26 protein-coding genes are annotated in these 26,269 nt (G+C 55.9%); 12 read left to right on the top strand and 14 right to left on the bottom strand.

The features are described from left to right. Window positions 1–5 precede the first annotated feature (5 nt). Window positions 6–1,052, bottom strand: coding sequence for a hydantoinase/oxoprolinase family protein (locus F6R98_RS18295; RefSeq protein ID WP_153250294.1), 1,047 nt, complete (start codon window positions 1,050–1,052; stop codon window positions 6–8). After that, window positions 1,049–2,053, bottom strand: coding sequence for an ATP-grasp domain-containing protein (locus F6R98_RS18300; protein WP_194270011.1), 1,005 nt, complete (start codon window positions 2,051–2,053; stop codon window positions 1,049–1,051). The genes F6R98_RS18295 and F6R98_RS18300 overlap by 4 nt, the downstream gene beginning before the upstream one ends. Before the next feature lie 61 nt (window positions 2,054–2,114). On the opposite strand from F6R98_RS18300, the gene F6R98_RS18305 reads away from it, so the two are divergent. Beyond that, a complete protein-coding gene (locus F6R98_RS18305; RefSeq protein ID WP_153250296.1) occupies window positions 2,115–2,786 on the top strand; it encodes a HisA/HisF-related TIM barrel protein in 672 nt (223 codons plus the stop codon). Between the two features lie 382 nt (window positions 2,787–3,168). Here the strand turns inward: F6R98_RS18305 and F6R98_RS18310 are convergent, their stop codons facing one another. The 10 genes from F6R98_RS18310 to def all read right to left on the bottom strand — a co-directional run bounded on the left by F6R98_RS18310 (window position 3,169) and on the right by def (window position 12,995). Continuing rightward, a complete protein-coding gene (locus F6R98_RS18310) occupies window positions 3,169–3,492 on the bottom strand; it encodes a HesB/IscA family protein (protein WP_153250297.1) in 324 nt (107 codons plus the stop codon). A 14-nt stretch (window positions 3,493–3,506) separates the two neighbouring features. Next, on the bottom strand, window positions 3,507–4,622 hold the full coding sequence (locus F6R98_RS18315) for a cysteine desulfurase family protein (protein WP_153250298.1): 1,116 nt from the start codon (window positions 4,620–4,622) through the stop codon (window positions 3,507–3,509). Window positions 4,623–4,923: 301 nt separating this feature from the next. Continuing rightward, entirely contained in the window at window positions 4,924–5,322 is a 399-nt protein-coding gene (locus tag F6R98_RS18320) for a rhodanese-like domain-containing protein (protein ID WP_153250299.1), read from the bottom strand. Window positions 5,323–5,332: 10 nt separating this feature from the next. Next, window positions 5,333–5,914, bottom strand: a complete 582-nt coding sequence (locus tag F6R98_RS18325) for a class I SAM-dependent methyltransferase (RefSeq protein ID WP_407079258.1) — start codon at window positions 5,912–5,914, stop codon at window positions 5,333–5,335. Between the two features lie 37 nt (window positions 5,915–5,951). Beyond that, window positions 5,952–7,328 (bottom strand): sigma-54-dependent transcriptional regulator, encoded by a 1,377-nt coding sequence (locus F6R98_RS18330; protein ID WP_153250301.1) that lies wholly within the window; start codon window positions 7,326–7,328, stop codon window positions 5,952–5,954. Window positions 7,329–7,426: 98 nt separating this feature from the next. Beyond that, window positions 7,427–9,574, bottom strand: coding sequence for a sensor histidine kinase (locus F6R98_RS18335; protein ID WP_153250302.1), 2,148 nt, complete (start codon window positions 9,572–9,574; stop codon window positions 7,427–7,429). Then, complete coding sequence (locus F6R98_RS18340) at window positions 9,556–10,125, bottom strand: DUF4390 domain-containing protein (RefSeq protein WP_153250303.1); 570 nt, start codon at window positions 10,123–10,125, stop codon at window positions 9,556–9,558. The genes F6R98_RS18335 and F6R98_RS18340 overlap by 19 nt, the downstream gene beginning before the upstream one ends. Then, window positions 10,122–11,402, bottom strand: a complete 1,281-nt coding sequence (gene rsmB, locus F6R98_RS18345; protein WP_153250304.1) for a 16S rRNA (cytosine(967)-C(5))-methyltransferase RsmB — start codon at window positions 11,400–11,402, stop codon at window positions 10,122–10,124. The genes F6R98_RS18340 and rsmB overlap by 4 nt, the downstream gene beginning before the upstream one ends. Next, window positions 11,399–12,346, bottom strand: a complete 948-nt coding sequence (gene fmt / locus F6R98_RS18350) for a methionyl-tRNA formyltransferase (RefSeq protein WP_153250305.1) — start codon at window positions 12,344–12,346, stop codon at window positions 11,399–11,401. Before fmt ends, rsmB begins: the two co-directional genes overlap by 4 nt. A gap of 85 nt (window positions 12,347–12,431) precedes the next feature. Then, entirely contained in the window at window positions 12,432–12,995 is a 564-nt protein-coding gene (gene def, locus F6R98_RS18355; protein WP_153250306.1) for a peptide deformylase, read from the bottom strand. Window positions 12,996–13,105: 110 nt separating this feature from the next. Between def and F6R98_RS18360 the strand changes: the two genes are divergently transcribed. The 6 genes from F6R98_RS18360 (at window position 13,106) to ispB (ending at window position 19,621) form a co-directional block, all read left to right on the top strand. Beyond that, window positions 13,106–13,927 carry a hypothetical protein gene (locus tag F6R98_RS18360; RefSeq protein WP_153250307.1) on the top strand — a complete coding sequence of 274 codons (822 nt, stop codon included), beginning with the start codon at window positions 13,106–13,108 and terminating at the stop codon, window positions 13,925–13,927. Further along, entirely contained in the window at window positions 13,924–15,039 is a 1,116-nt protein-coding gene (gene dprA, locus F6R98_RS18365; RefSeq protein WP_228124955.1) for a DNA-processing protein DprA, read from the top strand. The genes F6R98_RS18360 and dprA overlap by 4 nt, the downstream gene beginning before the upstream one ends. Before the next feature lie 33 nt (window positions 15,040–15,072). Then, window positions 15,073–15,540: a DUF494 family protein gene (locus F6R98_RS18370; RefSeq protein ID WP_153250308.1), complete on the top strand. Its 468-nt coding sequence runs from the start codon at window positions 15,073–15,075 to the stop codon at window positions 15,538–15,540. 108 nt (window positions 15,541–15,648) lie between these two features. Next, window positions 15,649–17,952, top strand: coding sequence for a type I DNA topoisomerase (gene topA / locus F6R98_RS18375; protein WP_153250309.1), 2,304 nt, complete (start codon window positions 15,649–15,651; stop codon window positions 17,950–17,952). After that, on the top strand, window positions 17,898–18,500 hold the full coding sequence (locus F6R98_RS18380; protein ID WP_153250310.1) for an L-threonylcarbamoyladenylate synthase: 603 nt from the start codon (window positions 17,898–17,900) through the stop codon (window positions 18,498–18,500). The genes topA and F6R98_RS18380 overlap by 55 nt, the downstream gene beginning before the upstream one ends. Window positions 18,501–18,598: 98 nt before the next feature. Continuing rightward, window positions 18,599–19,621 carry an octaprenyl diphosphate synthase gene (ispB, locus tag F6R98_RS18385; protein WP_153251137.1) on the top strand — a complete coding sequence of 341 codons (1,023 nt, stop codon included), beginning with the start codon at window positions 18,599–18,601 and terminating at the stop codon, window positions 19,619–19,621. Here the strand turns inward: ispB and pyk are convergent. Next, the gene (pyk, locus tag F6R98_RS18390) at window positions 19,615–21,105 is read right to left on the bottom strand and encodes a pyruvate kinase (RefSeq protein WP_153250311.1); all 1,491 of its coding nucleotides are present in this window, start codon (window positions 21,103–21,105) and stop codon (window positions 19,615–19,617) included. The two genes, ispB and pyk, sit on opposite strands and share 7 nt — an antisense overlap. A 15-nt stretch (window positions 21,106–21,120) precedes the next feature. Then, complete coding sequence (gap, locus tag F6R98_RS18395; RefSeq protein ID WP_153250312.1) at window positions 21,121–22,131, bottom strand: type I glyceraldehyde-3-phosphate dehydrogenase; 1,011 nt, start codon at window positions 22,129–22,131, stop codon at window positions 21,121–21,123. Between the two features lie 390 nt (window positions 22,132–22,521). On the opposite strand from gap, the gene F6R98_RS18400 reads away from it, so the two are divergent. Genes F6R98_RS18400 through F6R98_RS18420 form a run of 5 tightly spaced genes read left to right on the top strand, consistent with a single transcriptional unit; the run spans window position 22,522 to window position 26,265 of the window. Next, window positions 22,522–24,318, top strand: a complete 1,797-nt coding sequence (locus F6R98_RS18400; RefSeq protein ID WP_153250313.1) for an NAD(P)H-dependent oxidoreductase subunit E — start codon at window positions 22,522–22,524, stop codon at window positions 24,316–24,318. A gap of 11 nt (window positions 24,319–24,329) precedes the next feature. Continuing rightward, window positions 24,330–25,052: a 2Fe-2S iron-sulfur cluster-binding protein gene (locus F6R98_RS18405; protein WP_153251138.1), complete on the top strand. Its 723-nt coding sequence runs from the start codon at window positions 24,330–24,332 to the stop codon at window positions 25,050–25,052. Then, complete coding sequence (locus F6R98_RS18410) at window positions 25,037–25,579, top strand: NADH-quinone oxidoreductase subunit B family protein (RefSeq protein WP_153250314.1); 543 nt, start codon at window positions 25,037–25,039, stop codon at window positions 25,577–25,579. Before F6R98_RS18405 ends, F6R98_RS18410 begins: the two co-directional genes overlap by 16 nt. Before the next feature lie 10 nt (window positions 25,580–25,589). Beyond that, on the top strand, window positions 25,590–25,823 hold the full coding sequence (moaD, locus tag F6R98_RS18415) for a molybdopterin converting factor subunit 1 (RefSeq protein ID WP_153250315.1): 234 nt from the start codon (window positions 25,590–25,592) through the stop codon (window positions 25,821–25,823). A 1-nt stretch (window position 25,824) separates the two neighbouring features. Continuing rightward, on the top strand, window positions 25,825–26,265 hold the full coding sequence (locus tag F6R98_RS18420) for a molybdenum cofactor biosynthesis protein MoaE (RefSeq protein ID WP_153250316.1): 441 nt from the start codon (window positions 25,825–25,827) through the stop codon (window positions 26,263–26,265). Window positions 26,266–26,269 lie beyond the last annotated feature (4 nt).

Below are 26,269 nucleotides of genomic sequence, written 5' to 3' on the forward strand. Positions count from 1 at the left end.
TATTTTCACACTACCTGTCTCGCAAGGAAGGCGACCGCCAATGCCGGCGCGCAATCCGCTATTTGAAATTCGCCATCTCTCCTGTCCATGGCTACCAGCTCGTCGAAGTCCTTATAGGGGCGCCGCACTCGTTCCGCCACCTCCTTCACCAGAAAACGTCCGGCTCCGGCGCCTATGATCGGCATGTCCGCATCGGTCAATCCTCGCGAAAGCTGGCGCATGGCGGCGTCGGTCAGGCGCTGCAACTGTTTTTCCCTGAAATGGTACGCCAGACTCTCCCACGAAGACGGGTCGCTCATCGCCACATCCTGCCCGACCAAACGCGCGAGACGCCGGATACTGCCTTCCCGGGTTTTTTCTCCGGCATCGGCCGCCGGCACCTGATCGGTGTACTCCTGCAGCTCTCCGGTCAAACGATACACATCGGCGGTGCTGGCGAAATGTTCCGCCATCACGTTGACCCATTCCCCTTCGAAAATAACGCGTCTGGCGAAAGACATCAACGAAGTGCGCACGACGCCGGTATACACCAGCTCGTCATAACGCAAACGCTCATGATCGGTATAGCCTCTGACCCAAAGCTGCCGGTTGCCGATTAAAAACAAATCGCTGGAGGTGCTTCCGACGTCGATCAGCAGCGCTTCGGATACCAGCGCCGCGGCAAAGCGGGCGGTAGCCAGCCAGTTGGCGGAAGCAATGACGGGAAGATCCGCCGTCTGCACGACGGGCAACGGCAAAAAACCCTGCATGCCCGCGAACACGCACACGTAGTCCGGATCGCAATGAGCGGCCACCGTGCGCAGGATACTGGTCACGCCGGTATTGCGATCAGGAAACAGATCAACCATTTCGCCGCTCATGGTGAATACATGACGGCAATGCTTAACCGGCTTTATGGCCTGTATCATTTCTTCCAGCGCCTGATCCAGCTGACCCAGCCCCTGCCATAGCGGACATGCACGCTGCATGACCTCATGCACGCGATCACCCTGTAAGGCTACCGCCTTGACGTGGGCGCCGCCAATATCCCAACCAATCAAATCAATACTCACAGTAACGGCCCCTTATCCTTATTGAGATGCACTCGCCATATTTCATCGGTTCGACAAACAAACGGCGCTATTTTACCCGTTTGCAATAATTTCAATACCTGTTCAGCCGGATTAACGCCCGTAGCAGGCCTGATGCCTGCATACGAAGAAGTCAACCGCGGGTTAACCTCCAGTATCGACGGCCCGGTTGCCGTCATGATCAAATCGATACCGGCATACCCCCACAATCCCGGCATGGCGCGGGCTACGCGCTCCAGCAAATGCTGCCACGCGCCATCGCGGTCGTCATAAATGTTGACTTCACAGGCCGTTAATACGATGGGCGTCTGCGTTACGTCGATAACTTGCCGGTTCACGCTCAATAATAGAGCATCCCCATGACAAAATACCCCGGACAGACTGAGGCTTTCTCCACTTAACCAGGGTTGTACGAGAAAATCGGCAGGCAATAATAACGAATCAGGCAGTCCATCTGCAAAATACGACATGCCGTCACAGCCGGCTCCGTCGTCCGGCTTGACAATTACCGCCAGTCCGGGCGGACACACGGCTTCATGCAAGCGGCAGGTTTCCACTACCGGCAACCCATGCGTCCTCAAAACCCGGCAGGTTTCCAATTTACTGCTTGCCATGCTGACTGCGCTTGCTGAGCTGTTAAGCAAACGGCGGCAGCCGGCCTCCACGCTATGGCATAAACCGCTCAGTATCCCTGCGGTTTCCGGCGCTATCGGCCATACCGCGTCGCATTGCGCTGCATGAGACTGCCAGCAGGCGGAAAAATCGGTGCTTACGCCCACAGCAACAACCCGGATATCGCCGGCTATTCTCAGCGCGGGCAGACGGTCGTCGCGCAGTACCACCAGCTCCGTAACACCGTTTATATCCATCAGATCGCGGAGCAGGGCATGCAGCATCAGCTCCGCTTCCGCCGCCAGGCCGTCAGGCAGGGATTCCTGACGCATCCCGCCTCCGGTAACATATTCCAGTATGAGTATTTTCACTACAAGTAACAGGGTTGAATGCAATGCGTAGTTTAATTCATGGACGGCCGGGACCTCATCATTGAAAATCATACCAGTCATTGATCTGCTCGGCGGTCAGGTCGTGCACGCCGTCAAAGGACAACGCGCGCTTTACCAGCCGCTAAAAAGCACCTTGTGTTCCGGCTGCGAGCCGGTCGCAGTCGCAAACGCGCTACTCAGGCACACCCGCTCGGAAACGCTGTATATCGCCGATCTGGACGCTTTAACGGAAAACAAGCCGCAAACGCAGCTTATCCATACATTACGGACGGAGCTGCCCGGCGTCGAACTCTGGCTGGACAGCGGCTATCCACCCTCAGTGAAGGCCTGCCCCGGATTGAGACCGGTCATCGGCAGCGAATCGCTCGACAGCGATACATGGAAAAGGCTGCAGAGCAGCCCTGTCAAAAGCTGGATACTTTCGCTGGATTTTTTTAACGGCGCGCCGAAAGGCTATGCAGGCGTACAGGCGCAAGCCGAAGGCTGGCCCGACCACGTCATCGTCATGAGCCTCGACAACGTCGGCAGCTTTAATGGGCCGGACTGGCTGCAGCTGGAAAACATGCTGACACGTAAACCCCCGCATTGCAGCATCATTGCGGCGGGCGGCGTCAGACATCATGCCGATATTTCACGTCTGAGCCAAATGGGGATTTCCGCCGTTCTGGCCGCCAGCGCCTTGCATGCAGGCATCGAGCTGGCCGCATTGTAAAAAAAACAGGTTGAAAAAAATCAAGCCAGACTATTCAGTGAGTGCTTTTAAGTCATGACCGAAGCAGTCGGGTTGGGGCAAGCCAGTCGAGACACGCTACAAGTCCGTCCCGGAGCTCTATGCGCCCATCCATCGGCGCAGAGGTCTCGCCAGGCTCGGTTCACTTCCTCTCCCGCGGTTAGGTTGAATAGTTACAATCAAGCAACGAAGACCACGAAAAAAGTTTTAGCCTATCAACGCTCCGCCTACTTAGGCTTGCAGGTTTACTATTATCTACCAGCGCGTAAGATGCGATGGAAAGTAGCTGGGAGGTGGCACGATTATGACGGCGGGTCTCCACAGACCTTATCCCTACATCAAAGGCGGCCGGACAAATAGTCAGCTATATGCTGAAACTCTCTCCACAGCCGCACGTAGCCTGCGCGCGCGGATTATGAAAACGGAACGCGGCATTGATTCCTTCACGGGCGTAATCGACCTGCAAGCCGTCGAGATAGGGCAAGTGTTCCTCGTCGATGATGACTTTGACGCCGTGATATTCAAAAACCGTATCGTTTGCCGACAATACATCCGCATAATCCAGCACATAGGAATACCCGGAACACCCCGACTTGCGCACCCCCAGCCGCAGTCCCAACCCGCCGCCGCGTTTCGACAATTGTCTGGCGACCTGTTGCGCCGCCTGCTCAGTCAATGAAATTGACATGTTTCCACCCCCGACTACTTCCGAAAATCAGTTATCACCTGCTGCAGCACGTCAACAAACTGCTCCAGCTCCGCTTGCGTATTCTCTTTGCCCAAACTGACACGTACCGCTGTACGCGCCATTTCGGGATCAACGCCCATTGCCGTCAAAACCGCGCTTGGCTCGCCGCTGCTGCTGGAGCAGGCCGATCCGCTGGACAGAGCTACACCCTGCTTATCCATGGCCATCACCAGGGCGTCGCCCTCCACTCGCGCAACGCTGAACAAAACCGTATTTGGCAAACGCGGCGCCTGCCGTGCAAACACTGCTACCCCCGGAAAAGCTTCGAGCTTTTTCTCCAGAAAAACCCGGAGATCGTTTAGCCGCGAAAAATCTCCCAGTAAACCCTCCTGCGCCAGCTCAGCCGCTTTTCCAAAGCCGACTATTGCCGCTACGCTTTCCGTGCCGCCGCGCAGCCCGTTTTCCTGGCCGCCGCCATGCAATAACGGCTCAAATGAAACGGATTTTTTTGCGATTAAAGCACCGACGCCTTTAGGACCATAAAGCTTATGCGCTGAAACAGACAATAAATCGATCGGCGAACGCTTGAAATCGAAGGCCAGCTTGCCCAGCATTTGCACCGCATCGCAGTGCAGCAAACATCCGCTATCTGCGGCTATCTGTTGCAGCAAAGCCGTATCCGCCACCACGCCGGTCTCATTATTGGCGAGCATGACGGAAACAAAACGCAGGGAGTCGGGCAGCCGCGCCGGTCGGCATATTCGCCCTTCGCCATCAACCGGGAGTTCGTCGACTACCCAGCCGCGCCCTTTCAGAGAAAGCGCGGATTCGCGCACCGACGGATGTTCCGTGGCGCCGAACGCCATCGTCCCCAAGGGCAACTTCGCAGCCAAACCCTTGATCGCCAGATTATTGGACTCCGTTCCTCCGGAGGTAAAATAAACTTCGGACGGATCGGCCCCAGCCAAACGCGCAACCTGTTCTCGCGCGAGGTTTATCGCATCGCGGCTGATACGCCCCAAGCGGTAAAGTCCGGAAGCATTCCCGTAAAACCTGCCCAGATATGGCAGCATGGCATCGAGAACCCGCTTATCCAGCGGTGTCGTCGCATTGTGATCCAGATATATCATGATACTTGCAACATGTGCAGAAGGGTTGAATCAAGAACAAATAATACGCCAAACGCCTGCAACAACATGAAGTATTTTCTCCTGTCCATGAACGCGACAAGATGGCTTAACTCCATGGACAATACCATTAATTACGCTCAGCGAGGAAAAGCCGTTCGGCTACGCTCAGGAAAGCCTTGTCGAACCCTGAACGTCTTCCATCAAGTTTTTCCGCCTGTCCTTCGACAGGCCGAGGACCAACGGAAATCTCCTGCCTTAACGGCATTGGCCCATGAATGCGCTTAGTCTTATCCTAAAGGGTTCAACTCTGTTCCCAAGGCAAACCATGAAAACGCCAGCCACTGACCGTGCTGCGATGCTTCTGTGCATCCATTCCGCCTTCGAAGCCTTCGCCAACATTGGTCAAATCCTGAAATCCATCCGCCGCCAGCGCCTTGGCCGCCTCCAACGATCGCTGTCCGCTACGGCATAACAAAAAGACCGGCGTATTCGGCGATACCCCGCGCGACTTTATTTCGCGAACGAAATCGGGGTTCGGCGTCCAATCCGGCGCAATCTTCCACGGGATATTGATAGCGCCCGGAGGATGACCCACCATGGCGTACTCGATACGATCCCTGACATCGATAAACAAATGGCGAGGCGCCGCCTGCATCGCATTCCAGGCTTCCTGAGGCGCGAGCTCTTTTATGTCCGACATGAAAACTCCTTTACGTTATTTGTGACTTGATCCCTACCAACGCCGCTTCGTTACGCCACCCTAGCGACAAATCGCCGACAATACCGTCCTCGCGATAATAAAGTGGACGCAACGCTGAAAACAGCGAAATCAACTCTCCGGGCTTCAAAAGATAATCGGGATTACGAGGCCCTTCTTCAGCAAGCTTTTCCGTCGTATAGGTTTGGTAAAACAACAACCCGCCCGGCTTCAGAGCCGAAACAATCCGGGGAGCCAATGCCCTGCATAAAAAATGGCTGACGACAAGGACATCAAAGCTTTCCTGCGGCAAATCGCCGCACTCTACGTCGCATTGTCGAGTGTTGATTTCCAGACCCCGGCCGCACGCCTGTTTTTCGAGTGCATGCAGCGCAATATCGGAAATATCCCAGGCATGCGCAGCCAGCCCGCGTTCGGCCATCAACAGCGCATTTCCTCCCAAGCCGCACGCCAAATCCAGCGCCATTCCCGAGCCGGGCAGCAAATGCGTATTTTCCAGCAATACCCTGCTCGGCGCCAGAGAGCGGCTAAGGCCCCCACTATATATTGCATTCCACTTTTCCTGCAACGACACAGGCATCATCCCTCTTTCGACATTGATTCAATACAGATCACAAGTCAAGCTTCTTGTCCCTGAATTTGATGCCAAGGGCATTCAGTTTGCGATAGAGATGGGTGCGTTCCAGACCTATGGCATTTGAAAGGCGCGCCACGCTGCCGCCGAATTTATCCAGATGGTATTCCAGATAACCTTTCTCGAAACTGTCCCGCGCCTCCTTGATCGGCATTTCGTAGTAATCGGGCACGCGGCTGCGCGCGTCGCCCATCGCCGGTTGCTCACCCAATACCGCCTTGACTTCATCCAATGTAATTTCTGTCCCGCTACCCAGTATCAATAAACGCTGCACCAGATTTTTCAGTTCACGCAAATTTCCGCACCAAGCGTAATGGCGCAGATAGTTTTGCACCGGCACCGGAAATTTGCGGAATGGCAATTTTTCCCTGCTGACAAAATAATCCACGTAATAATTCAATAACTCGGGAACATCTTCACTGTGCTCGCGGAGCGCGGGTGTTTTCAGCGTCAAGCCGGAAAGAAGATAAAACAATTCCGGACGGAAACGCCCGGCTCGCATTTCATCGGCCAGCGGCTTGCGTGTTGAGGCAATCAACCGGAAATCAACCGGTATCGCACGCGTACCGCCGACACGGATAAAACTCTGCGTCTCCAACACGCTTAATAATCGCGATTGAGCGCCATCATCCATATCCGCCACCTCGTCGAGAAACAGGACGCCTCCATAAGCCTGTTCCAGCAAGCCGCGACTGACGACACCGTCGTCTTCTTTTCCGAACAACGCTATCGATGCTGACCCGTGCGCCAGCAAGCCGGTGCCGACATCGATAAAAGGCCCGTTGCGGCGCGACGACTGGGCGTGAATATAGCGGGCCAGCACTTCTTTGCCGCTACCCGGCTCCCCTACCAGCAGCAAGCCAGCGTCATGCTGAGCCAAACGCCGCGCCTGTTCTCTTAACCGCTCCATCGCCACGCTTCTGCCTATCGGCTCGACCACCGGCTCAACGCGGCGCAGCAGCCGGGTGTTTTCCTGCTTCAGGCGCGCATGCTCCATTGCGCGCTCGACCGTCAGCAGCAGCTTTGCCAGAGAAAGCGGCTTTTCGAGAAAATCGTATGCGCCCAAACGGGTGGCTTCGACCGCGGTTTCTATGGTTGCATGGCCGGACATCATGATCACCGGAAACGAAACATTACCCGCCGTCATCCAGTCGCTGAGCAAGGTAACCCCATCCTCATCAGGCATCCAGATATCAAGCAAAACCAGATCCGGCGTCCGGCTCTCACGAAACTGGCGCGCCATCGCGGCATTTTCCGCGACAGCTACCTCGTAACCCTCATCCGCCAGGATTTCACTCACCAACTGCCGGATATCCGGCTCGTCGTCCACAACCAGAACGTATGCCTCGGGCATGCAATATTCTCCATGAATCCTGTGACAGGAGCGAGCTTCAGCTCGCGGTTTACCGATTTTTCGCGAGCTGAAATCCGCACCTGCAGCAAGTTATACTCTTACGCGGCGGGCAACCTGATTATGAAACCCGCCCCGTCATGATACGCGGTGTCCAGCCATATGCTGCCGCCATGCTCTTCAATAATCTTTTTTACGATCGCCAGGCCGAGTCCCGTACCCTTGCTTTTGGTGGTAACGTAAGGCTCGAACAAGCGTTCCGCCTGCTCCTGCGGAACCCCCGGACCATTATCCCTCACAATCAACTCGACCATGTCGCCGTCTGCAATATGCCGAAGCGCAAGCAATAGTTTACAGCGCTGTTCCGAACCACAGGCTTCCATGGCATTTTTGAACATATTATGTAATACCTGCCGCATCGCGACCGGGTCCGAAAAAATATAAAACAACCCCGGATCCAGCTTGAAATCAAAATCGGCACCGCTCTGCCGCGGGTAAAGCGCAATCACTTCGCCAACCAATTGTGCGATATCCATGCGCTGCAGATTGATGGCGGCCGGCTTGGCGTATTCCGCAAAGGCATTAACCATGCTTTTCATCGCTTCGACCTGTTGCACTATCGTACGCGTGGAGCGCTCCAGCATCGCCGCATCCGCATCGCTGGTCAAGACCTTGGACAGCTTGTGCTGCAACCGTTCGGCGGAAAGCTGAATCGGCGTCAACGGATTCTTGATCTCGTGCGCCAGGCGCTGAGCGACTTCGCCCCATGCCGCGCGGCGCTGCGCCTGCATGAGCGCGGTCACATCATCGAAAACGACAACAGCGCCCTGCCATACATTTTCCTGATCGAATAATGGCGTCCCCCTGCACAACAGCTGTTGCCGGCCCCCGGCGCCGTCGAACTGCACATCGTCCTGCCAGGATTTTTTTCTGGATAAATGCTCGCCTATGGTTTCCAGCAATTCCATAAGATCCGGATACTCATCCGCCACAGCAGGCAGAAATTGGCCATGCAAAGACTCCAGATCTGCGTGCAATATGGTATCGGCAGCCTGATTGCTGGTTTGCAGGCGCATATCGCTGTCAAAGCTCATGATGCCGCTGGACAGATTGCCCAGCACCGTTTGCAGATAGGCGCGATGACGCTCCACTTCGAGCCGGGATGAATGCGCTTCATCCCTGGCGCGCGCAATCCTGGCCGTCATGATGTTAAACGATTCCACCAGAAACCCCAGCTCGTCGCGCGTATTCACCGGCAACTTCTGTTCGTAATGCCCCTCGGCGACAGCCTGCGTGCCTTCCGCCAGCCTGCGTAACGGCGCAACGATGCTGCGTATACTCAAAAACGCCGACCAGATCGCCGCCAGCAGACTCAGCAACAGGATCAGGGACAATGTCAACGCAAAACTGGTCTTCAGCGAACTGCGCAGATAGGTCAATTCACGATAATGTACGAATGCCCCTTCAACCGTTTCAGCCAGCTCGGATAAACGCGAAGAAACCGGGTGCAAAATCTGCACGTAGTATTCTTCACCGTCGCCGCGCACAAAAGCGACAGCGCGAATTCTTAACCTTCCGCCCGAAGAAGGCTCCAGTCCGACATACGGCTTGCCGGGTGCGATCTGGAATAATACACCTTCGCCGGGTAAATCCACGATGATATTCTGCGACTCGTAGCCCAGCGACAGCAGGACTTTGCCTTCGCGGGAAAACAATATCAGTTCGCTATCGTCATCCGAGCGGTCGTGCAATTCGTCCAATGTGATGGCAAGCATCGACTCGGGAATATTTTGCAGCGCATAGGCGGTTTGCTCTGTTTGTTTCAAAACCGTGCGCATGCGTTCATCCAGGGCGGCCTGCCCCAACTCCAGCGCATCTTCCATGGCATGGTCGATTCTGACATCAAACCAGCTATCTATACTCTGCTGCAAAAACTGCATTGAGTAATAAAAAACGATGGAAGACGGAGCCAATGCGAGCAGGATAAATAAAAACGTCATGCGCGCGGTCAGGCGCGAGCCGGCCACGCGTTTTTTGAGCTGCAGCAGCAGCCAGTAAATATTGACCCCTACCAGCAGCAGCAGCAGAAACGAACCCAGCGAGTTGATAAGCAGCAGTTTTGAATACATGCCGCCCAGGGCTGACGAATCCTGCGTCGCGGAACTCATCAGGTGCAGCGAAATAACCAGCACGACGAACAGCGCAATCAGCGATAAACCTAACGGGGGCTTCAGCCTTCGAATGTCCATGTATACCAGGGGCTGCTTAAATACCAGGCCGGAGAGAAATAGGCAATCGGACGCAACGGCAACGGCAAGGCCTCGATATCCAGCGTCACCGCAACACGGGCCTGATAATGCTCGCCATGAATCAATCTACCAGCTTTTTCCAGCACGATACTCAATTTGCTCATTTGCCGGACCAGAGAATTCAAACTGACAAAACTGCGTTTATCGCCGGTATCGAGCAAGGTCAATTGGTAGTTTTTAGTCAGCGAATAAAAGCGGATTTCAAAATTTTTTCGCTCCTGCAATATGTAGGCATCCCACGACCACGCATTTTCGCGCATGACATCGAGTTTGATAACAAGGGTAAGCGGAACGCCATGATCGAGCGCATCGATCACCGCATTACTGAAACCATAGTCGATATCGACATCAAGCTGATGCTGGCCTTGCCGTAACGGCAACTCGGCACGCATTATGCGGAAACCGGTATCGTCCGCACGAGCATGCGCCAGCATGCCAAAGGTGAGCATTAAGAAAATCAGACTTTGCCGTATTATTTTCAGTCCGTTCATCGCGTCAAACGAGCATAATAAAAACCGTCCATGCCATCCGCTCCGGTCAATATCTGCCTTCCACAGCTTACGGCCTCTCCCCAATCGGCCCGGATGGCGACCTCACTCGCTTCGGGATGCTCGTTGAGAAATGCGGACGTCTGACGCTCATTCTCGCTGCGCAGAATCGAACAGGTGGAATAGACCAGTATGCCCCCCGGTTTCAGCAGAGGCCATAATGCGCCGAGCATTTGACGTTGCACCTGGATCAGTTGGGGAATATCTTCCGGCTGTCTGAGCATTTTAATATCCGAATGCCGCCGTATCACGCCGGTTGCCGAGCAAGGCGCATCCAGCAGTATCCGATCAAACGGCTTTCCATCCCACCATGCCGCGGGATCCGACGCATCGCCTGCACGCGCCTGCGCGTCGAGACCGGCGCGCTGCAGATTCTGCTCCACGCGCCGTAAACGCTCGGGCGCATGATCAATCGCCAGCAGATCGATGTCCGGGCAGCTTTCGAGCAAATGCAGGGTTTTTCCGCCCGGAGCGGCGCAGGCATCCAGCACTCGCATGCCGGGCTCGACCGCCAGCAGGCTCGGAGCCAACTGAGCGGCCCCATCCTGCACGGAAACCCAGCCGGCGTCGAATCGCGGCAATTGCTCCACCGGGGCCGGTTGCGCCAGAATTATGGCGGACTCAACCCGCGCGCAAGCTTCCGCGGCAATGCCCGCTTCGCGTAGCAGCGCCAGATAAGCGTCGCGGCCCGTTTTCAGGCGGTTTACGCGTAGCGCCATCGGCGGCGGCTGGTTGGCTGCGTCCAGCACCACGGTGTATTGCTCCGGCCAATCGCGCTTGATCGCCTCAAGCAGCCAGTCCGGATGGGAATAAACCGCGGCGTAGCTGGATTGCATTTCCAGACGCAAGGCATCCTGCCGCCGCTGCCAGCTCCTCAGCAAAGCGTTCAACAATGGCTTGGCCCATTGTTTTCTTTCCGCCGCCGCGACGGTTTCAGCGACCGCGGCATGCGGCTTGACGCGGCTGTGAATCAGTTGGTACAAACCCAGCAGCGCCAGCATGCGGATTTCATCGTCGCGTATCGGCTTGGCCGCCAAACGACTCAGGATCCAGTCCAGCTGCCAATACCAGCGCAGCACGCCAAAACTCAATGACTGCACGAAAGCTCTGTCGAGCGCGCGCGGAATCGTCGGCAATATGTCTTCCAGAACGGCAGTCAGTGACCTGGATTCGGATACCACGCCGCGCAACGCGCGCGCGGCCAACAGCCGCGTATTCATTCGACGGCACCGGACAAACGCATGCCGGAACAATCATGCGCGTTCAGAAACGCCTGCGCATCCAGGCGCTTGCCGCCCGGTAACTGCACTTCCAGCAAGCGCAGCACGCCGTTTCCGGTCGCCACATCGAAGACATGGCGTCCTTCCAGCACGGTTCCCGGCAACGCCGAATCCGGCGCGCGCACACCCGCCGGGGCCAGGGCCGCGCGCCAGATTCTCAGTTTCTCTTCACCAAACCCGGCTTCCGCCACCGGCCAGGGATTAAGCGCATTCACCTGGCGCAACAACTCGAAAGCCGGACGCTTCCAGTCCAGCAACGCCTCCTGCTTTTCCAGTTTGCCGGCATACGTCGCCAGCGATTCATCCTGTTCGATCGCATGCAAGCCGGGCAAGCCGATTTGTTCAAGGCATTGCTTCAAAGCTTCCGCGCCCAGCACTGAAAGACGGTCATGCAGTTCGGCCGCGCTCAACTCCGGCAAAATCGGACAGCTCAGGCGATGCAACATGGGACCGGCGTCCAGCTTCGACACCATGGACATGATGGTGACGCCGGTTTCGGCATCCCCCGCCATGATCGATCGCTGTATCGGCGCGGCGCCGCGCCAGCGCGGAAGCAGGGATGCATGCACGTTAACGCTGCCGCGCAACGGCGCATCCAGAATACATTTGGGTAAAATCAGGCCGTAAGCGACAACCACCAGCAGATCCGGCTTCAGCGCGCAAAAACGCGCCTGCTCTTCCGAGTCGCGCAAGGATACAGGCTGCATCACTTCGATGCCGTGCTGCTGCGCCAATAATTTGACCGGGCCGGGCCGGGTGTGACGCCCCCTGCCGGCCGGGCGATCCGGCTGGGTGTAAATCGCGCAAATTTCATGCCCGCTATTCAGCAGCATCTGCAAAACCGGGACGGCGAACTCCGGGGTGCCGGCAAACACAATTCTCATTATTATCACATAGTTAAATTGAATCAGCGTAAGCCGGCGCTCTGACTTCGATCCGTCCGGCTACGCCTTATCAGACTAACCCGGCCTACAAACCCGGCAAGTGTGAGGCGGCAGACGCTGCGGAATTATTCTTGGACGGGGGACTGTGCGCCGCCTGCTTCCTGTCTTTTTCCAGTTTCTTGCGCGCACGCAAGCGTTTTATCGATGACAAATGATCGACAAACAACCTGCCCTCAAGATGATCTATTTCATGCTGTATGCATACGGCAAGCAAACCCTCGGCCTCCATTTCGAACGGCTGACCGCGCTGATCCAATGCCCGCACCCTGATGCGCGCGGCTCGTGTCACCTTCTCGAAAATACCGGGCACGGACAAACAGCCTTCCTCCATTTCTTCGCTGCCGGTTTTTTCCTGTATTTCCGGGTTAATAAAACATAGCGGTGTATTTTTTTCTTCGGAAATATCGATAACCACGATACGTTTATGCACGTTGACCTGGGTGGCCGCCAGGCCGATGCCGGGCGCCGCGTACATGGTTTCCAGCATATCATTCACAAATGACGTTATAATTTCATCGACCGCCTGCACCGGAAGCGCTTTTTTGCGCAGCCGGCTATCGGGATATTCGAGTATAGTTAACACAGGCATGCTATTCTCAAGGCCTATTCATTTTCATTGAAAAGCTTTTTCGACAATTCTAGCTGAAATCGTCCGCCCTTTCATCTGACAAAGCAAAGCATCGACAAAACGGACCGGGCATGTCCTTTAGCACCATAATCAGGCTCATATTTCTGCTCGCCTTATCGTGCAGCGCAGCGCATGGCGACGGAGATATCATCCGCCTCCAGCCCCGCATCCGCACATTGCCGGGCTCACCAGACAGTTACGGCATCCCGCTCGCCGCTATCCGTCCTTTTCTCGCGACTATGCGCGCGCTGGAACCAGCCGAACTGGACAAGACGGCGCGCATCGTCAATTTTGCCGACGAACATCTCGTTGCGGGGGCCGGCGACGTACTGTATGCGGAACCGGTCAAGGACAACGGCAGCGCCGGCTACCAGCTGTTCAGGCCCGGCGAGGCCTGCCTGGATGCGCATAGCGGAGAATTACTCGGCTACGAAGCGCTATATATCGGCACCGCGTCGATGGAATCCGCGGGCGACCCGTCGGTATTCCGCTTGACGGAAACCGTGCGGGAAGCACATATCGGAGACCGTTTGTTGCGTAGCGAAGCGGAACCGCTGTTATCGCACATAATTCCGGCACGGCCGGATTTCGCCATAGCCGGCAGCATCATCGGCGTGGTTGACGGCGTAACCCTGATGGGTCAATATCAGGCGGTCGTCATAGACCGGGGGTTGAGAAACGGCCTGAAAGCCGGCCATATACTGCGAATAGTCCAGGATACGAGGGCGCATCGCGAAATTTTTGAAAAAAATCCAGGCCAGGATCATACGCGCTACCCGCAGGAAACCAAGGGACGGCTCATTATCATCCATCCTTATGAAAAATTGAGTTTTGCATTAATCATGAATACCCGGAAAGCGGTCCATGTATTCGATACGGTAGCGGCGCCTTGAGAGGAGCAGAATACCGCAAGGAGTTGAAATGGTGGCTGGCGTTTTTGCGTACGCCGGGAATTGGCGCGCGCAAATTTCTGCTCTACCGCGAATTTTTCGGCTCGCCGCAAGCTATTTTCGAATCATCCGCTACATCGCTTAAGTCCGCCGGTTTCAAGGAAAGCGCCATAACCTGGATCAAAAAACCGGATTGGGCATTAATCGAAACCGATCTGGCGTGGGCTGCGGCTCCCGGTCAGGACTGCCTGCTACTGCACCACCCGGATTACCCTGAACGGCTGAAGGAAATACCGGACCCGCCGCCGGTACTGTTCGCGCAGGGCAGCGTCGATAAACTGTCGTCGCCGCAACTGGCCATCGTCGGCAGCCGCAACCCGTCGCCCGCGGGCGCAAAAGTGGCTCACAAATTTGCACACGCGCTGGTCGAGCTTGGACTTACGATAACCAGCGGTCTCGCGTTGGGCATAGATGCCGCCTCGCACCGCGGCGCGCTTGATGGAGGAGGCGCAACCGTGGCCGTTACCGGCACCGGACTGGACCAGGTCTACCCGGCGCAACATCGCCGTCTGGCCGCCGATATTATCGAGCAAGGCGGCGTGCTGGCATCGGAGCTGCCGTTAGGCGCCCAACCCCTCGCGCGCAATTTCCCGCGCCGCAACCGCATAATCAGCGGACTTTCGGCTGGCACGCTGGTCGTTGAAGCGGCTCTGCGCAGCGGGTCGCTGATTACGGCGCGCATGGCGCTGGAACAAGGCCGCGAAGTTTTTGCGATGCCGGGTTCGCTGCATAATCCGTTGGCGCGAGGCTGCAACGCCCTGATCAAACAGGGCGCAAAACTGGTGGAAACCGTCGACGATATTATAGAAGAGCTGCAACTATCCTTACCAGCATTGTCCAATATTCGAAACAGGGGCGCGAACAGTAATGAACCACAAAATTGCACTGACGATACCTTGTTACAATTGCTGAAATATATTGCGTATGAACCAACCTCCGTGGATACTTTAATAACGGAAACCGGAAAGACGCCCGATATCATTGCGCAAATGCTGCTGACACTGGAACTTGACGGTCGTATTATTTCCAGTAACGGCGGATACAGCCGGGTATGAGGCGCTGAAGCGTCCACAATTATAGAGACAAGCATGAAAGAAAATGTTTTTGACGTTCTGATCTACCTCTTCGAAAATTATATGGACGAAGAAATGGACGCTTCGCCCGATGTGGACGTAATCAGGACGGAATTGCTCGAAGCCGGATTTCCCCAGCACGAAGTAAACCGCGCCTTCGACTGGCTGGAATCCCTGTCCGAGCAAAGGCCGATTACCACGGCATCCCTTCCTGCTTTCCGGATTTTTTCCGATATGGAATGCGCAAAACTGGATACGGAATGCCGGGGATTGCTGATTTTTCTGGAACAGACAGGTATCTTGACACCGGCCAGCCGAGAACTGGTAATCGACCGTGTCATGGTGCTGAACGAAGCGAGCATCTCGCTGGAAAATCTGAAATGGGTGGTGCTGATGGTTTTGTTCAGCCAGCCGGACGAGGAAATCGCCTTTGCGCGCATGGAGACACTGGTGTATGAAGCATTACCCGAATTTTTGCACTGAAATGCAGCGCTCCGTTATTGCCTGCCCTGACATGAACCCGTGTCCGCAGCGATAAAAACGCTTGCCGTCCCGTCCCTTACCGAACCAACTCCTGACGAATACCCGAGCATGAGCCAGAACCTGGTCATTGTTGAATCCCCTGCGAAAGCCAAAACCATAGAAAAATATCTGGGCAAGGATTTCCATGTTTTGGCTTCCTACGGCCATATTCGCGACCTGGTGCCCAAAGAGGGTGCGGTAGACCCGGAACACGACTTTGCGATGAAGTACGAGGTCATCGAAAAAAACCAGCGCCATGTCCAGGCTATTGCTGCAGCGGCGAAAAAAGCCGACGCGCTGTATCTGGCGACCGACCCGGACCGCGAAGGCGAAGCCATTTCATGGCATTTGTACGAAATACTGAAGGAAAAAAAACTGCTCAAGGACAAACCGGTGCATCGCGTGGTTTTTCACGAAATAACCAAACGCGCAATCACCGAAGCCATTGCCAATCCCGCAGAACTTTCCATTGACCTGATCAACGCCCAGCAAGCCCGGCGTGCGCTGGATTACCTGGTCGGATTCAAACTGTCGCCGCTGCTGTGGAAGAAAATACGGCGAGGACTATCCGCCGGACGCGTACAAAGCCCCGCGCTCAGAATGATCGTGGAGCGCGAAGCGGAGATTGCCGCGTTTCAAACGCGCGAGTACTGGACCATCGAATCGGTATCCTCTACGGATGGGCACTCGTTCAAGGCGCGCCTGACTTATTATCAGGACGAAAAGATCGAGCAATTCAGTATCGTCAATGAAGAACAGGCCTACGGCATCAGAGACCGGCTGCTGGAGTTGGCTCAGGGCCATCTCGTCGTGGAAAAAGTAGAAGAAAAGGAACGCAAACGCAACCCGGCGGCGCCCTTCACCACATCCACATTGCAGCAGGAAGCCGCACGCAAACTCGGATTCACCACGCGCCGGACCATGAGCGTCGCGCAACAGCTCTATGAAGGTATCGATCTTGGCGGCGAGAGCGTCGGCCTGATCAGCTACATGCGCACCGACTCGGTCAATCTGGCCAATGAAGCGGTACAGGAAATACGCGATCTCATCGCCCAGCGCTTTGGCAAGGCCAACGTACCCGGCACGCCGCGCACTTACAAAACCAAAAGCAAAAACGCCCAGGAAGCGCACGAAGCCATCCGCCCCACATCCGCAATGCGCGCTCCGGAACAAGTCAAACCGCATCTGAGTCCGGACCAGTTCAAACTGTACCAGCTGATATGGAAACGCACAGTTGCCTGCCAGATGATACACGCCACTATCGGCACAACGGCGGTCGATCTGCAATGCGGAGAACGGAATATACTACGCGCCACCGGTTCGACCGTCATCAACCCGGGCTTCATGGCCGTCTACCTGGAAGGCAGGGACGACGCGCCCGCAGGCGATGAAGATGAAAGTTTTTTACCCGCCCTGAAGCAAGGGCAGCGTGTGGAACTGCTCGATCTGATCGCAGGACAGCATTTTACCGAACCACCACCCCGCTATACGGAAGCCAGTCTGGTCAAAACGCTTGAAGAGTTCGGCATCGGCCGTCCGTCGACCTACGCCTCCATTATTTCGACGCTGCAGCAACGGCGCTACGTCGAGCTGGACAACAAACGCTTCGTACCGACCGATGTCGGAACCATCGTCAACAAATTTCTTACCGAGCATTTTACCCAGTACGTCGATTATCACTTTACAGCCAATCTGGAAGACGAACTTGACGCGGTCTCTCGCGGCGAAAAAAACTGGATACCGCTGCTGAAAGACTTCTGGGGACCGTTCCAGTCGCTGATAACCGAAAAAGACGGCAGCCTGAAACGTGCAGATGTGACGCACGAAGCCATCGAAGAAGCTTGTCCGCAATGCGGCGGGCCACTGTCGATACGCCTTGGACGCAACGGACGCTTTATCGGCTGTAACAGCTACCCGACCTGCAAATACACCCGCAACCTTAACGACGACAGCGCCCCCGCGGAACCGGAAGTGGTGGAAGGCCGCACCTGCCCGCTATGCGACGCCCAACTGGTGGTCAAAACCGGACGTTACGGCAAGTTTATCGGCTGCAGCGGCTACCCGACCTGCAAGCACATAGAACCGCTGGAAAAACCGCAGGATACCGGCATCATCTGTCCGGTATGTGGAAAGGGCAACCTGACGCAACGCAAATCGCGTTTTGGAAAACTGTTTTATTCGTGCTCGACCTATCCCGGCTGCACTTATGCAGTGTGGAACCCCCCTCTGGGCGAACCCTGCCCCAATTGCCGCTGGCCGATACTGACGCTGAAAACCACCAAACGCAGAGGCACTGAAAAAGTCTGCCCGCAAAAGGAATGCGGCTACGCCACCCCATACGAGGGAGACATCAACAGCGCGGAACCAGCTTGACGCCGTTCCGCAGCCAACTGGCCGTCCGGCATTTGCGCAACGGCGGAATTCTCGCCTACCCTACGGAAGCAGTGTATGGTCTGGGCTGCGATCCGCTCAACGCCGATGCGGTGGAGCGGCTGCTGGCCCTAAAACAACGTCATTACGGAATGGGCTTGATCCTGATCGCCGCAGCCATGGAGCAATTGGGGCCGTACATCCAGCCGCTTGACGCCGACACAGACAAACGCTTGCAATCCAGCTGGCCGGGGCCGGTTACCTGGATATTGCCGGCGCAAATCTGGGTTCCCCCCTGGTTAACCGGAGCAAGTCATGAACTGGCTCTCAGGGTAACGGCCCATCCCGGCTGCGTGGCGCTTTGCAAAGCCTTCGGCGGACCGCTGATTTCAACCAGCGCCAACCCGCACGGCTCCGTCCCGGCAAAAACGGCTCATAGGACACGAAGATACTTTCCGCATGCCGATTTGCATTTTTTTCCGGGCAATATCGGCGAGCTTCAATATCCCACGCGCATCATTCATGCGCAGAGTGGGCGAAGTTTGAGATAATAAAACAAAGCATGACAGAACCAGGCTTGACACATCCGGGGCTAGCTCCCTACGATACCGAAATGCGCAATCAAAAACCCAGCCATCTTCCTATTCGCATGACCATAACCGCTGCGCCAGAGAGTACACCGACACAGGAAAACGTCTTGAAACAGGATTTTTTCGCCATTCAAAATCTGATCAGTCCGGAAAAAGCGGCTACGGATGCGCTGATTATTCGCGAACTCAGTTCCGATGTGATACTGATCAATCAAATTGGTCACTACATCGTCAACAGCGGCGGGAAAAGGCTGCGTCCCACACTGCTGCTGCTGACGGCAAAAGCGCTCAACTATACCGGCACGGCGCATATCACGCTGGCTGCAGTCATTGAATTCATACATACCGCGACCCTGCTCCACGACGACGTGGTCGACGAATCTTCGCAGCGTAGAGGCCAGGATACCGCCAACACCATATGGGGAAACTCGGCCAGCGTACTGGTGGGCGACTACCTTTATTCGCGCGCTTTCGAGATCATGGTGAGCCTGGGCAGCCTGCGCATCATGGAAATTCTGTCCAACACCACTACCGCCATCGCCGAAGGGGAAGTACTGCAACTGCTGAACTGCAACAATCCCGCAACCACCGAGCAGAAATATCTGGAAGTCATCGCCCGTAAAACCGCCATTTTGTTCAGCGCGGCGACGCAGTTGGCGGCAGTGCTGGTCGGTGCGGAAGAAAACGTGGTATCCGCGCTCAAGGAATACGGCCTGCGCCTGGGTACCGCTTTCCAGCTGGTCGACGACGTACTGGACTATCGCGCCGACCCTGAGGAACTGGGCAAAAATCTGGGCGACGATCTGGCGGAAGGCAAACCGACGCTACCGCTGATTTATGCGATTGAACATGCATCGGAAGAACAGGCGGCATTTTTACGGAATACCATAGAAAACGGCAACCGCGAGAACTTCAAGGAAGTCCATGCCATTATGGAAGCGACGAACGCGCTCAGCTACACCGCGATTCGCGCCAGGCAGGAAGCTGACAAGGCGATTGCCTCGCTTGCCTGCCTGGCCGATTCGGAGTTCAAATGCGCCTTGATCAGTCTCGCCCTGTTTTCGGTAGAACGCAGCTACTGAGCGTCCGAAGAACGAGAGTAACATACCGCCAGAATATCGCTGATGCGGCTGATTTTAAGCGCGTTGGTGCCGCCGATATGGCCGGCCAGATCGCCCTTGGTCAAGATCACCATGTCGTTCAGGGTAACCAGATGCCGGCGCAGAAACTCTTCGGCAATCGACTTGTTAATCACAGCATGATCCGTTTCGCCGCGCGGATCGTAACTGATCGGGTATACGCCGCGTAACAGCGTCACTCGCCGGCAGGTTTTCAGGTTGCGGGTGAACGCAAAAATCGGGATGCCGGAACTGATGCGAGACATCCACAACGGAGTCGAACCGGTCTCAGTCAACGCGCCGATAGCACTGACGGGAAAATGATTGGCGATATACATCGCCGACATCGCAATCGCCTCGTCTATGCGGCCGAAGACCTGATCAACGCGATGGCTCGACTGCCGCGCGCGCGGATATTGCTCCGCGGCCAGACAAACCCGCGACATCGCCGCCACCGCGCGCACCGGAAACTTGCCGGACGCGGTTTCCGCGGACAACATGACCGCATCGGTTCCATCGATTACCGCATTGGCTACATCGGACACTTCGGCGCGTGTCGGCTGAGGGTTTTCGATCATCGATTCCATCATCTGCGTCGCCGTGATCACCGCCTTGTTCTGCATGCGCGCCAGACGAATCAGGCGTTTTTGCTCATGCGGCAACAAGGCGTCGCCGATTTCCACGCCCAGATCGCCGCGCGCCACCATGATGACGTCGGAAGCGTCGATAATTCCCTCGATCACGCCATGCCGCACCGCTTCGGCGCGCTCGATCTTGGAAACGATCGCCATATCGCTGCCCTGCTCCTGCAGCAGCTTGCGGGCTTCCAGTACATCATCGCGCGAGCGCGGAAACGAGATCGCCAGATAATCGGCGCCGATGCTGACGGCGGTTTTCAGATCCTCCTTGTCCTTATCGGTCAGGGCCGGCGCGGAAAGGCCGCCGCCCAGTTTGTTGATGCCCTTGTGGTTGGACAATACCCCGCCAACCGTGACAACGCAACTCACCCGGGTGCCTGCGACCGCGCGCACTTCGAGCTCGATAAGCCCATCGTTTAACAGCAGGGTATCACCCACCGCCACATCGGTCGGCAATGCCGTATAGGAGCATCCGACCTGCGTTTCATCGCCGTCATCGGGCGAAAATGCGGTATCCAGATCAAATGGATTCCCTTCCTGCAACAGAACCTTGCCGTTGCCACGGAAACGGGCAATCCTGATTTTGGGTCCCTGCAGATCGGCCAGGATCGCGACATGGCGATCCAGTTTCGCCGAAATTTCTCGTACGCGCTGCGCGCGTAGGCGATGTTCGTCTGCCGTGCCATGTGAAAAATTAAGTCTGACTACGTCAGTACCGGCCAACAGCAGTTGCTCTATCACTTCCTCGCTTTCAGAAGCGGGGCCTAAAGTGGCGACGATTTTGGTGCGGCGAAAAACCGGACGCGTCATGGCTGCCTCTCCCCTTTACTTCGCGTTCATCAATGCAACCGTGGTATCGAGCATACGGTTGGAAAACCCCCATTCGTTGTCGTACCAGCTCAATACCTTGACCAGATTATCGATCACGATGGTCTGCGTCGCGTCGAAATTGGATGAAGTAGTCGTGTGATTGAAATCGCTGGATACCAGCGGCTGCGTGTTGTAACCCAGTATCCCCTCAAGAGGGCCTTCCGACGCGGTTTTCAGAATCTGATTGACTTCTTCCTTGCTGGTTGCTCGTCCGGCGACGAAAGTCAGATCAACCACGGAAACGTTAGGGGTAGGCACGCGTATCGCGAAACCGGACATTTTCCCGGCCAATTCGGGAATCACCAGACCTACCGCCTGAGCCGCGCCGGTTTTGGTAGGAATCATATTCAAGGCCGCCGCGCGCGCGCGGTAAAGATCCTTGTGGTAAACATCGGTCAGCACCTGATCGTTGGTGTAGGAGTGGATGGTGGTCATCAACCCGTGCTCGACGCCGATACTGTCGAGCAACGGCTTCACCAGCGGGGCCAGACAGTTCGTGGTGCACGAAGCATTGGAAATCACGATATCCGACGCTTTCAGCACCGAATGATTGACGCCGAATACGATGGTCGCATCGCATTCGTTTTTATCCGCCGGCGCTGAAATAATCACTTTTTTGGCGCCTGCCCCTATATGCGGCAAACACTTTTCCTTGGTTCTGAAAATACCGGTACACTCGAGCACGACATCCACGCCGAGTTCGCACCAGGGCAGGCGCGCCGGATCGCGTTCGGAGTACACCTTGATTGTATCGCCATTGACAACCAGATCGCCGCCGTCTATTTCGACAGTACCGGAAAAAGGACCGTGCACGGTATCGTGCCGCGTCAGATGCGCGTTGATGTTGGCATCGCCCAGGTCGTTGATGGCTACAATACTGACATCCTTGCGCCCATATTCGTACACCGCGCGCAATACATTGCGTCCGATACGCCCATAGCCGTTGATTGCAATTTTGATTGTCATGAAATACTCCGTAAAATGATTGAATAAAAAAGGAATAATGATATACGAACCGTCCGCAGGGATACCGGAAAATATCAAACCCCTCAAGATACAGGCCAATATTACACTACTCGTCAACCATGCGGCACATCAGGTATACCGCTCCGTAACCAGGGAAGCGATGATTTACCGATTTTTCTCATATGCTTTTTGTCAAACGACCGGTTTTACCGGTCTGCTTATGCAGATAAAAATAACATCTTACTATTGCAGCTAAATTTTCAATTATCGAGTTCTCGAAGAGCCTCCCGGCCTGTCATAAAACAGTAGTGTATCTTCTCCCATAATTTCAGGTAGAATTCAAATACCCCCGTCCGGTACGGGCATTTCACGGTCTGCAGGTATTTCAGAATGGGAACCGATACTATGCATGTGGAAATCATACGCAACACCCTGGCGCGTCACCGCGCCGAACCTACGCGCTTGCTGCAAATCCTGCGCGATGTGCAAGATCATTTTCACCAGATCCCCTCCTTCGCAATGCCGGTCATAGCCGAAGAAACCGGCGTGCCGATCGCACAGGTACGGGGTGTAACCGAGTTCTACAGTTTTTTATCGACTGCAAAACAAGGCCGGTTTCACCTGCTGGTCAGCGACTCCATCAGCGATCACCTGCTCGGCAGCCGGGATATCGCAGCCTATTTGAGCCAAAAGCTCGGCGTGGCGATCGGTCAGACTCGCCCGGACGAACGCGTCAGTGTCGATTACACTTCCTGTACCGGATTATGCGATCAAGGCCCCGCCGGACTGGTTAACGGGCATTGGATACCGCACCTTACCCATGCGCGTATCGACCGGATCGCCGATCTGATCGAACGCGACATTGCATTATCCGAGTGGCCGGAAGAACTGTTTCTGGTCGATGACAACATACACAAACACGGCTTGCTTTTAAATTCGGAATTGCCGCTGGGCGCGGCGCTCAGAAAAGGCTTGCAGCAAGGCGCTGACGCCACGCTGGCGGCTATCGAAAAATCCGGTTTGCGCGGTCGCGGCGGCGCGGGCTTCCCGACTGCCGGTAAATGGCGCTTCTGCCGCCAGGAAGCGGGCGAGCACATCGTGGTATGTAACGCCGACGAAGGCGAACCGGGTACGTTCAAGGATCGTGTCCTGCTCAACCAGTACGCGCACGGCGTATTCGAAGGCATGACGATATGCGCCGCCACCATCGGCGCAAACAAGGGGTTTCTCTACCTGCGCGGTGAATACCGGCATCTGCGCCCGCAACTTGAAGCCATCCTCAATACGCGAAGGGAGCAGCAGTTATTAGGCGCGGATATTGTCGGGCAGGCGGGGTTCGATTTTGACATCGAAATTCATCTCGGCGCGGGCGCCTACATCTGCGGCGAAGAATCGGCACTGATCGAATCCCTGGAAGGCAAGCGCGGCGTGCCGCGCAACCGTCCACCCTACCCGGTTACCAGCGGCTATCTCGGCAAACCCACCGTGGTCAACAATGTCGAAACTTTTCTTGCTGCCGCACTGATTACCCTGCATGGCGGGGAATGGTTTGCCGTCCACGGCACAGGGAAATCATGCGGCACCAAGATACTCAGCATTTGCGGAGATTGCGCGAATCCGGGCATTTACGAATATCCTTTCGGCGTCACCATCCGCGAGATACTGCAGGACTGCGGCGCTGAAAACACTCAGGGCATCCAGGTTGGCGGCCCCTCAGGAACATTCATCGGCGCTAATGAATTCAACCGCACCCTGGCGTTCGAAGACCTTGCCACAGGCGGCTCGTTCATCGTGTTCGATCAAACGCGAAACGTACTGGAAATCGCGCGCAATTTCACGCATTTCTTTGCCCATGAAAGTTGCGGTTTCTGCACGCCATGCCGGGTAGGCACTTCCCTGCTCAGAAACCTGCTCGACAAGATTTGCGACGGACACGGCACGGCCGGGGACATGCTCGAACTGTCGCGGCTTGCCACGCAAATCAAGCACGCCAGCCACTGCGGTCTGGGACAAACCGCATCCAACCCGGTACTCAGCACCCTGGAGCGCTTTCCGGAAATCTATCAGGCTCACCTGAAAACTACAACTTTCGAACCCGGCTTCAATCTCGACAAGGCTTTGGAAACTTCCCGGCGTCTTACCGGACGCGACGATGCACAGGCGCACTTGGAAACGGAGGGCATGTGATAGAAGAAAACATGTTTAATCTGGATGGGCAAGTCATCCCATTCCAGGAAGGCGACACCATTATGGACGCAGCGATGCGCGCCGGCGTCTATATTCCGCACCTGTGCCACGACCCGGAATTTACCCCGCACGGAAGCTGCAAGCTGTGCACCGTCAAGGTCAACGGGCGCAACTGTTCGGCCTGCACCTTCCCGGCAGCGGCCAACCAGACAGTATTCAATAATTCCGAAGAGCTGAACGAGATACGGCTGACCCTGACCCAGATGCTGTTCGTGGAAGGCAACCACTTCTGCCCGAGCTGCGAAAAAAGCGGCAACTGCCAGCTGCAGGGCGTCGGTTACGAGCTGGGCATGCTCGATACCCATTTCCCGCTGTTTTACCCGCAAAGACAGATGGACGCGTCGCACCCGGACATACTGCTCGATCGCGATCGCTGCATACTGTGCTCGCTATGCGTGCGCGCCAGCCGCGATGTCGACGGTAAGAATGTGTTCGCTATTTCCGGGCGCGGCATCCATTCGGAACTGGTGGTCAACGCGGAATCCGGCCTGCTGGAAGACACCGACCTGAGCGCAGATGACCGTGCAGCCCATATCTGTCCGGTCGGCGCGATCATAGTCAAACGCCACGGCTTCGAAGCGCCGATAGGCGAGCGGCTGTTCGACCACCAGACCGTCGGCGAATGGAGTCTCGATCAATTTGACACGGGAGAGCAGGCATGGCAACGCGACTAAAAGTAGCAACCACCTCATTGGCCGGCTGTTTCGGCTGCCACATGTCTTTTCTTGATATCGACGAACGCATCCTGCAACTGGCGGAAATCGCCGATTTTGACAGATCGCCGCTGACCGACATAAAACACTGCAGCGAAAGCGTCGATATCGGACTGATCGAAGGCGGGCTATGCAACGCGGAGAACGTGCATACCTTGCGTGAATTCCGCAAATCCTGCCGCATTCTGGTTGCGGTAGGAGCCTGCGCGATTAACGGCGGACTTCCGGCCATGCGCAATCATATCAAGCTTGAAGACTGCCTGAACGAGGCCTATCTCGACGGTTACAACACCCTCAATCCGCAAATCCCCAACGATGTGGAATTGCCGCTGCTGCTCAACAAGGTTCACCCGATCCACGAAGTGGTCAAGGTCGATTACTTTCTGCCGGGCTGTCCACCGTCGGCCGACACTTTCTGGAAGTTTCTGACCGATCTGGCGTCAGGCAATGAACCCAGTCTGCCTTATGATCTGATTCATTACGATTAAGCGCCACGGTATGCCGATCAGAGTCCGTTACTTTGCCAGCCTGCGCGAGCAACTCGGGCGTCCGGAAGAAACACTGGTGGCGGACGGCATAGCCACGGTTCATGACGTCTGGAAGTGCGTCAATCAGGGGGAGGCCATGGCCGATAACATCCTTGCCGCAGTCAACATGGATTATGCAAAACCCGACTCGCCGGTTAAAGATGGCGATGAAGTGGCTTTTTTTCCTCCGGTCACCGGCGGCTGACATGGCAGTCCGTATCAGCGCTATGCCGTTCGAACCGCTGCTGGAGCTGGCGGCGGCGCAAAGCGGCATTCCTGAATTAAAGGGAAAAGCGGGCGCAAGCGCCATTTTCATCGGCGCCATGCGCGACTTCAACGACAACGACGATGTACAGGCGATGACACTGGAGCATTACCCCGGCATGACCGAACGCCAGATCGAAACAATCATTGATGAAACCCGTCGGCAATGGCCGATAATTGATGCGTTGGTGATTCATCGTGTCGGCTATGTACTGCCAGGTGATGCGCTGGTGCTGGTTGCGGTCTGGTCCGCGCATCGCTCTGTCGCTTTCGACGCTTGCCGCCATATTCTTGAAGCGCTGAAAAGCAGCGCGCCGTTCTGGAAAAAAGAAGTGCTGGCCAACGACAGCGAGCGTTGGGTTGAGCACAACACTCCCTTTTAGACCA

It is taken from the genome of Candidatus Methylospira mobilis (genome assembly GCF_009498235.1).
Taxonomy (GTDB): Bacteria; Pseudomonadota; Gammaproteobacteria; order Methylococcales; family Methylococcaceae; genus Methylospira; species Methylospira mobilis.

Excerpts from the sequence above, each read along its gene's own strand:
- F6R98_RS18370 (WP_153250308.1), top strand. The coding sequence starts at position 15,073 with ATGAAAGAAAATGTTTTTGACGTTCTGATCTACCTCTTCGAAAATTAT.
- F6R98_RS18335 (WP_153250302.1), bottom strand. The coding sequence starts at position 9,574 with ATGGACATTCGAAGGCTGAAGCCCCCGTTAGGTTTATCGCTGATTGCG.
- F6R98_RS18410 (WP_153250314.1), top strand. The coding sequence starts at position 25,037 with ATGGCAACGCGACTAAAAGTAGCAACCACCTCATTGGCCGGCTGTTTC.
- F6R98_RS18360 (WP_153250307.1), top strand. The coding sequence starts at position 13,106 with ATGTCCTTTAGCACCATAATCAGGCTCATATTTCTGCTCGCCTTATCG.
- rsmB (WP_153250304.1), bottom strand. The coding sequence starts at position 11,402 with ATGAATACGCGGCTGTTGGCCGCGCGCGCGTTGCGCGGCGTGGTATCC.
- F6R98_RS18315 (WP_153250298.1), bottom strand. The coding sequence starts at position 4,622 with ATGATATATCTGGATCACAATGCGACGACACCGCTGGATAAGCGGGTT.
- F6R98_RS18420 (WP_153250316.1), top strand. The coding sequence starts at position 25,825 with ATGGCAGTCCGTATCAGCGCTATGCCGTTCGAACCGCTGCTGGAGCTG.
- gap (WP_153250312.1), bottom strand. The coding sequence starts at position 22,131 with ATGACAATCAAAATTGCAATCAACGGCTATGGGCGTATCGGACGCAAT.
- topA (WP_153250309.1), top strand. The coding sequence starts at position 15,649 with ATGAGCCAGAACCTGGTCATTGTTGAATCCCCTGCGAAAGCCAAAACC.
- F6R98_RS18340 (WP_153250303.1), bottom strand. The coding sequence starts at position 10,125 with ATGAACGGACTGAAAATAATACGGCAAAGTCTGATTTTCTTAATGCTC.
- F6R98_RS18330 (WP_153250301.1), bottom strand. The coding sequence starts at position 7,328 with ATGCCCGAGGCATACGTTCTGGTTGTGGACGACGAGCCGGATATCCGG.
- fmt (WP_153250305.1), bottom strand. The coding sequence starts at position 12,346 with ATGAGAATTGTGTTTGCCGGCACCCCGGAGTTCGCCGTCCCGGTTTTG.
- ispB (WP_153251137.1), top strand. The coding sequence starts at position 18,599 with ATGACCATAACCGCTGCGCCAGAGAGTACACCGACACAGGAAAACGTC.
- F6R98_RS18380 (WP_153250310.1), top strand. The coding sequence starts at position 17,898 with ATGCGGCTACGCCACCCCATACGAGGGAGACATCAACAGCGCGGAACC.
- moaD (WP_153250315.1), top strand. The coding sequence starts at position 25,590 with ATGCCGATCAGAGTCCGTTACTTTGCCAGCCTGCGCGAGCAACTCGGG.
- F6R98_RS18320 (WP_153250299.1), bottom strand. The coding sequence starts at position 5,322 with ATGTCGGACATAAAAGAGCTCGCGCCTCAGGAAGCCTGGAATGCGATG.
- F6R98_RS18310 (WP_153250297.1), bottom strand. The coding sequence starts at position 3,492 with ATGTCAATTTCATTGACTGAGCAGGCGGCGCAACAGGTCGCCAGACAA.
- F6R98_RS18400 (WP_153250313.1), top strand. The coding sequence starts at position 22,522 with ATGGGAACCGATACTATGCATGTGGAAATCATACGCAACACCCTGGCG.
- F6R98_RS18405 (WP_153251138.1), top strand. The coding sequence starts at position 24,330 with ATGTTTAATCTGGATGGGCAAGTCATCCCATTCCAGGAAGGCGACACC.
- pyk (WP_153250311.1), bottom strand. The coding sequence starts at position 21,105 with ATGACGCGTCCGGTTTTTCGCCGCACCAAAATCGTCGCCACTTTAGGC.
- def (WP_153250306.1), bottom strand. The coding sequence starts at position 12,995 with ATGCCTGTGTTAACTATACTCGAATATCCCGATAGCCGGCTGCGCAAA.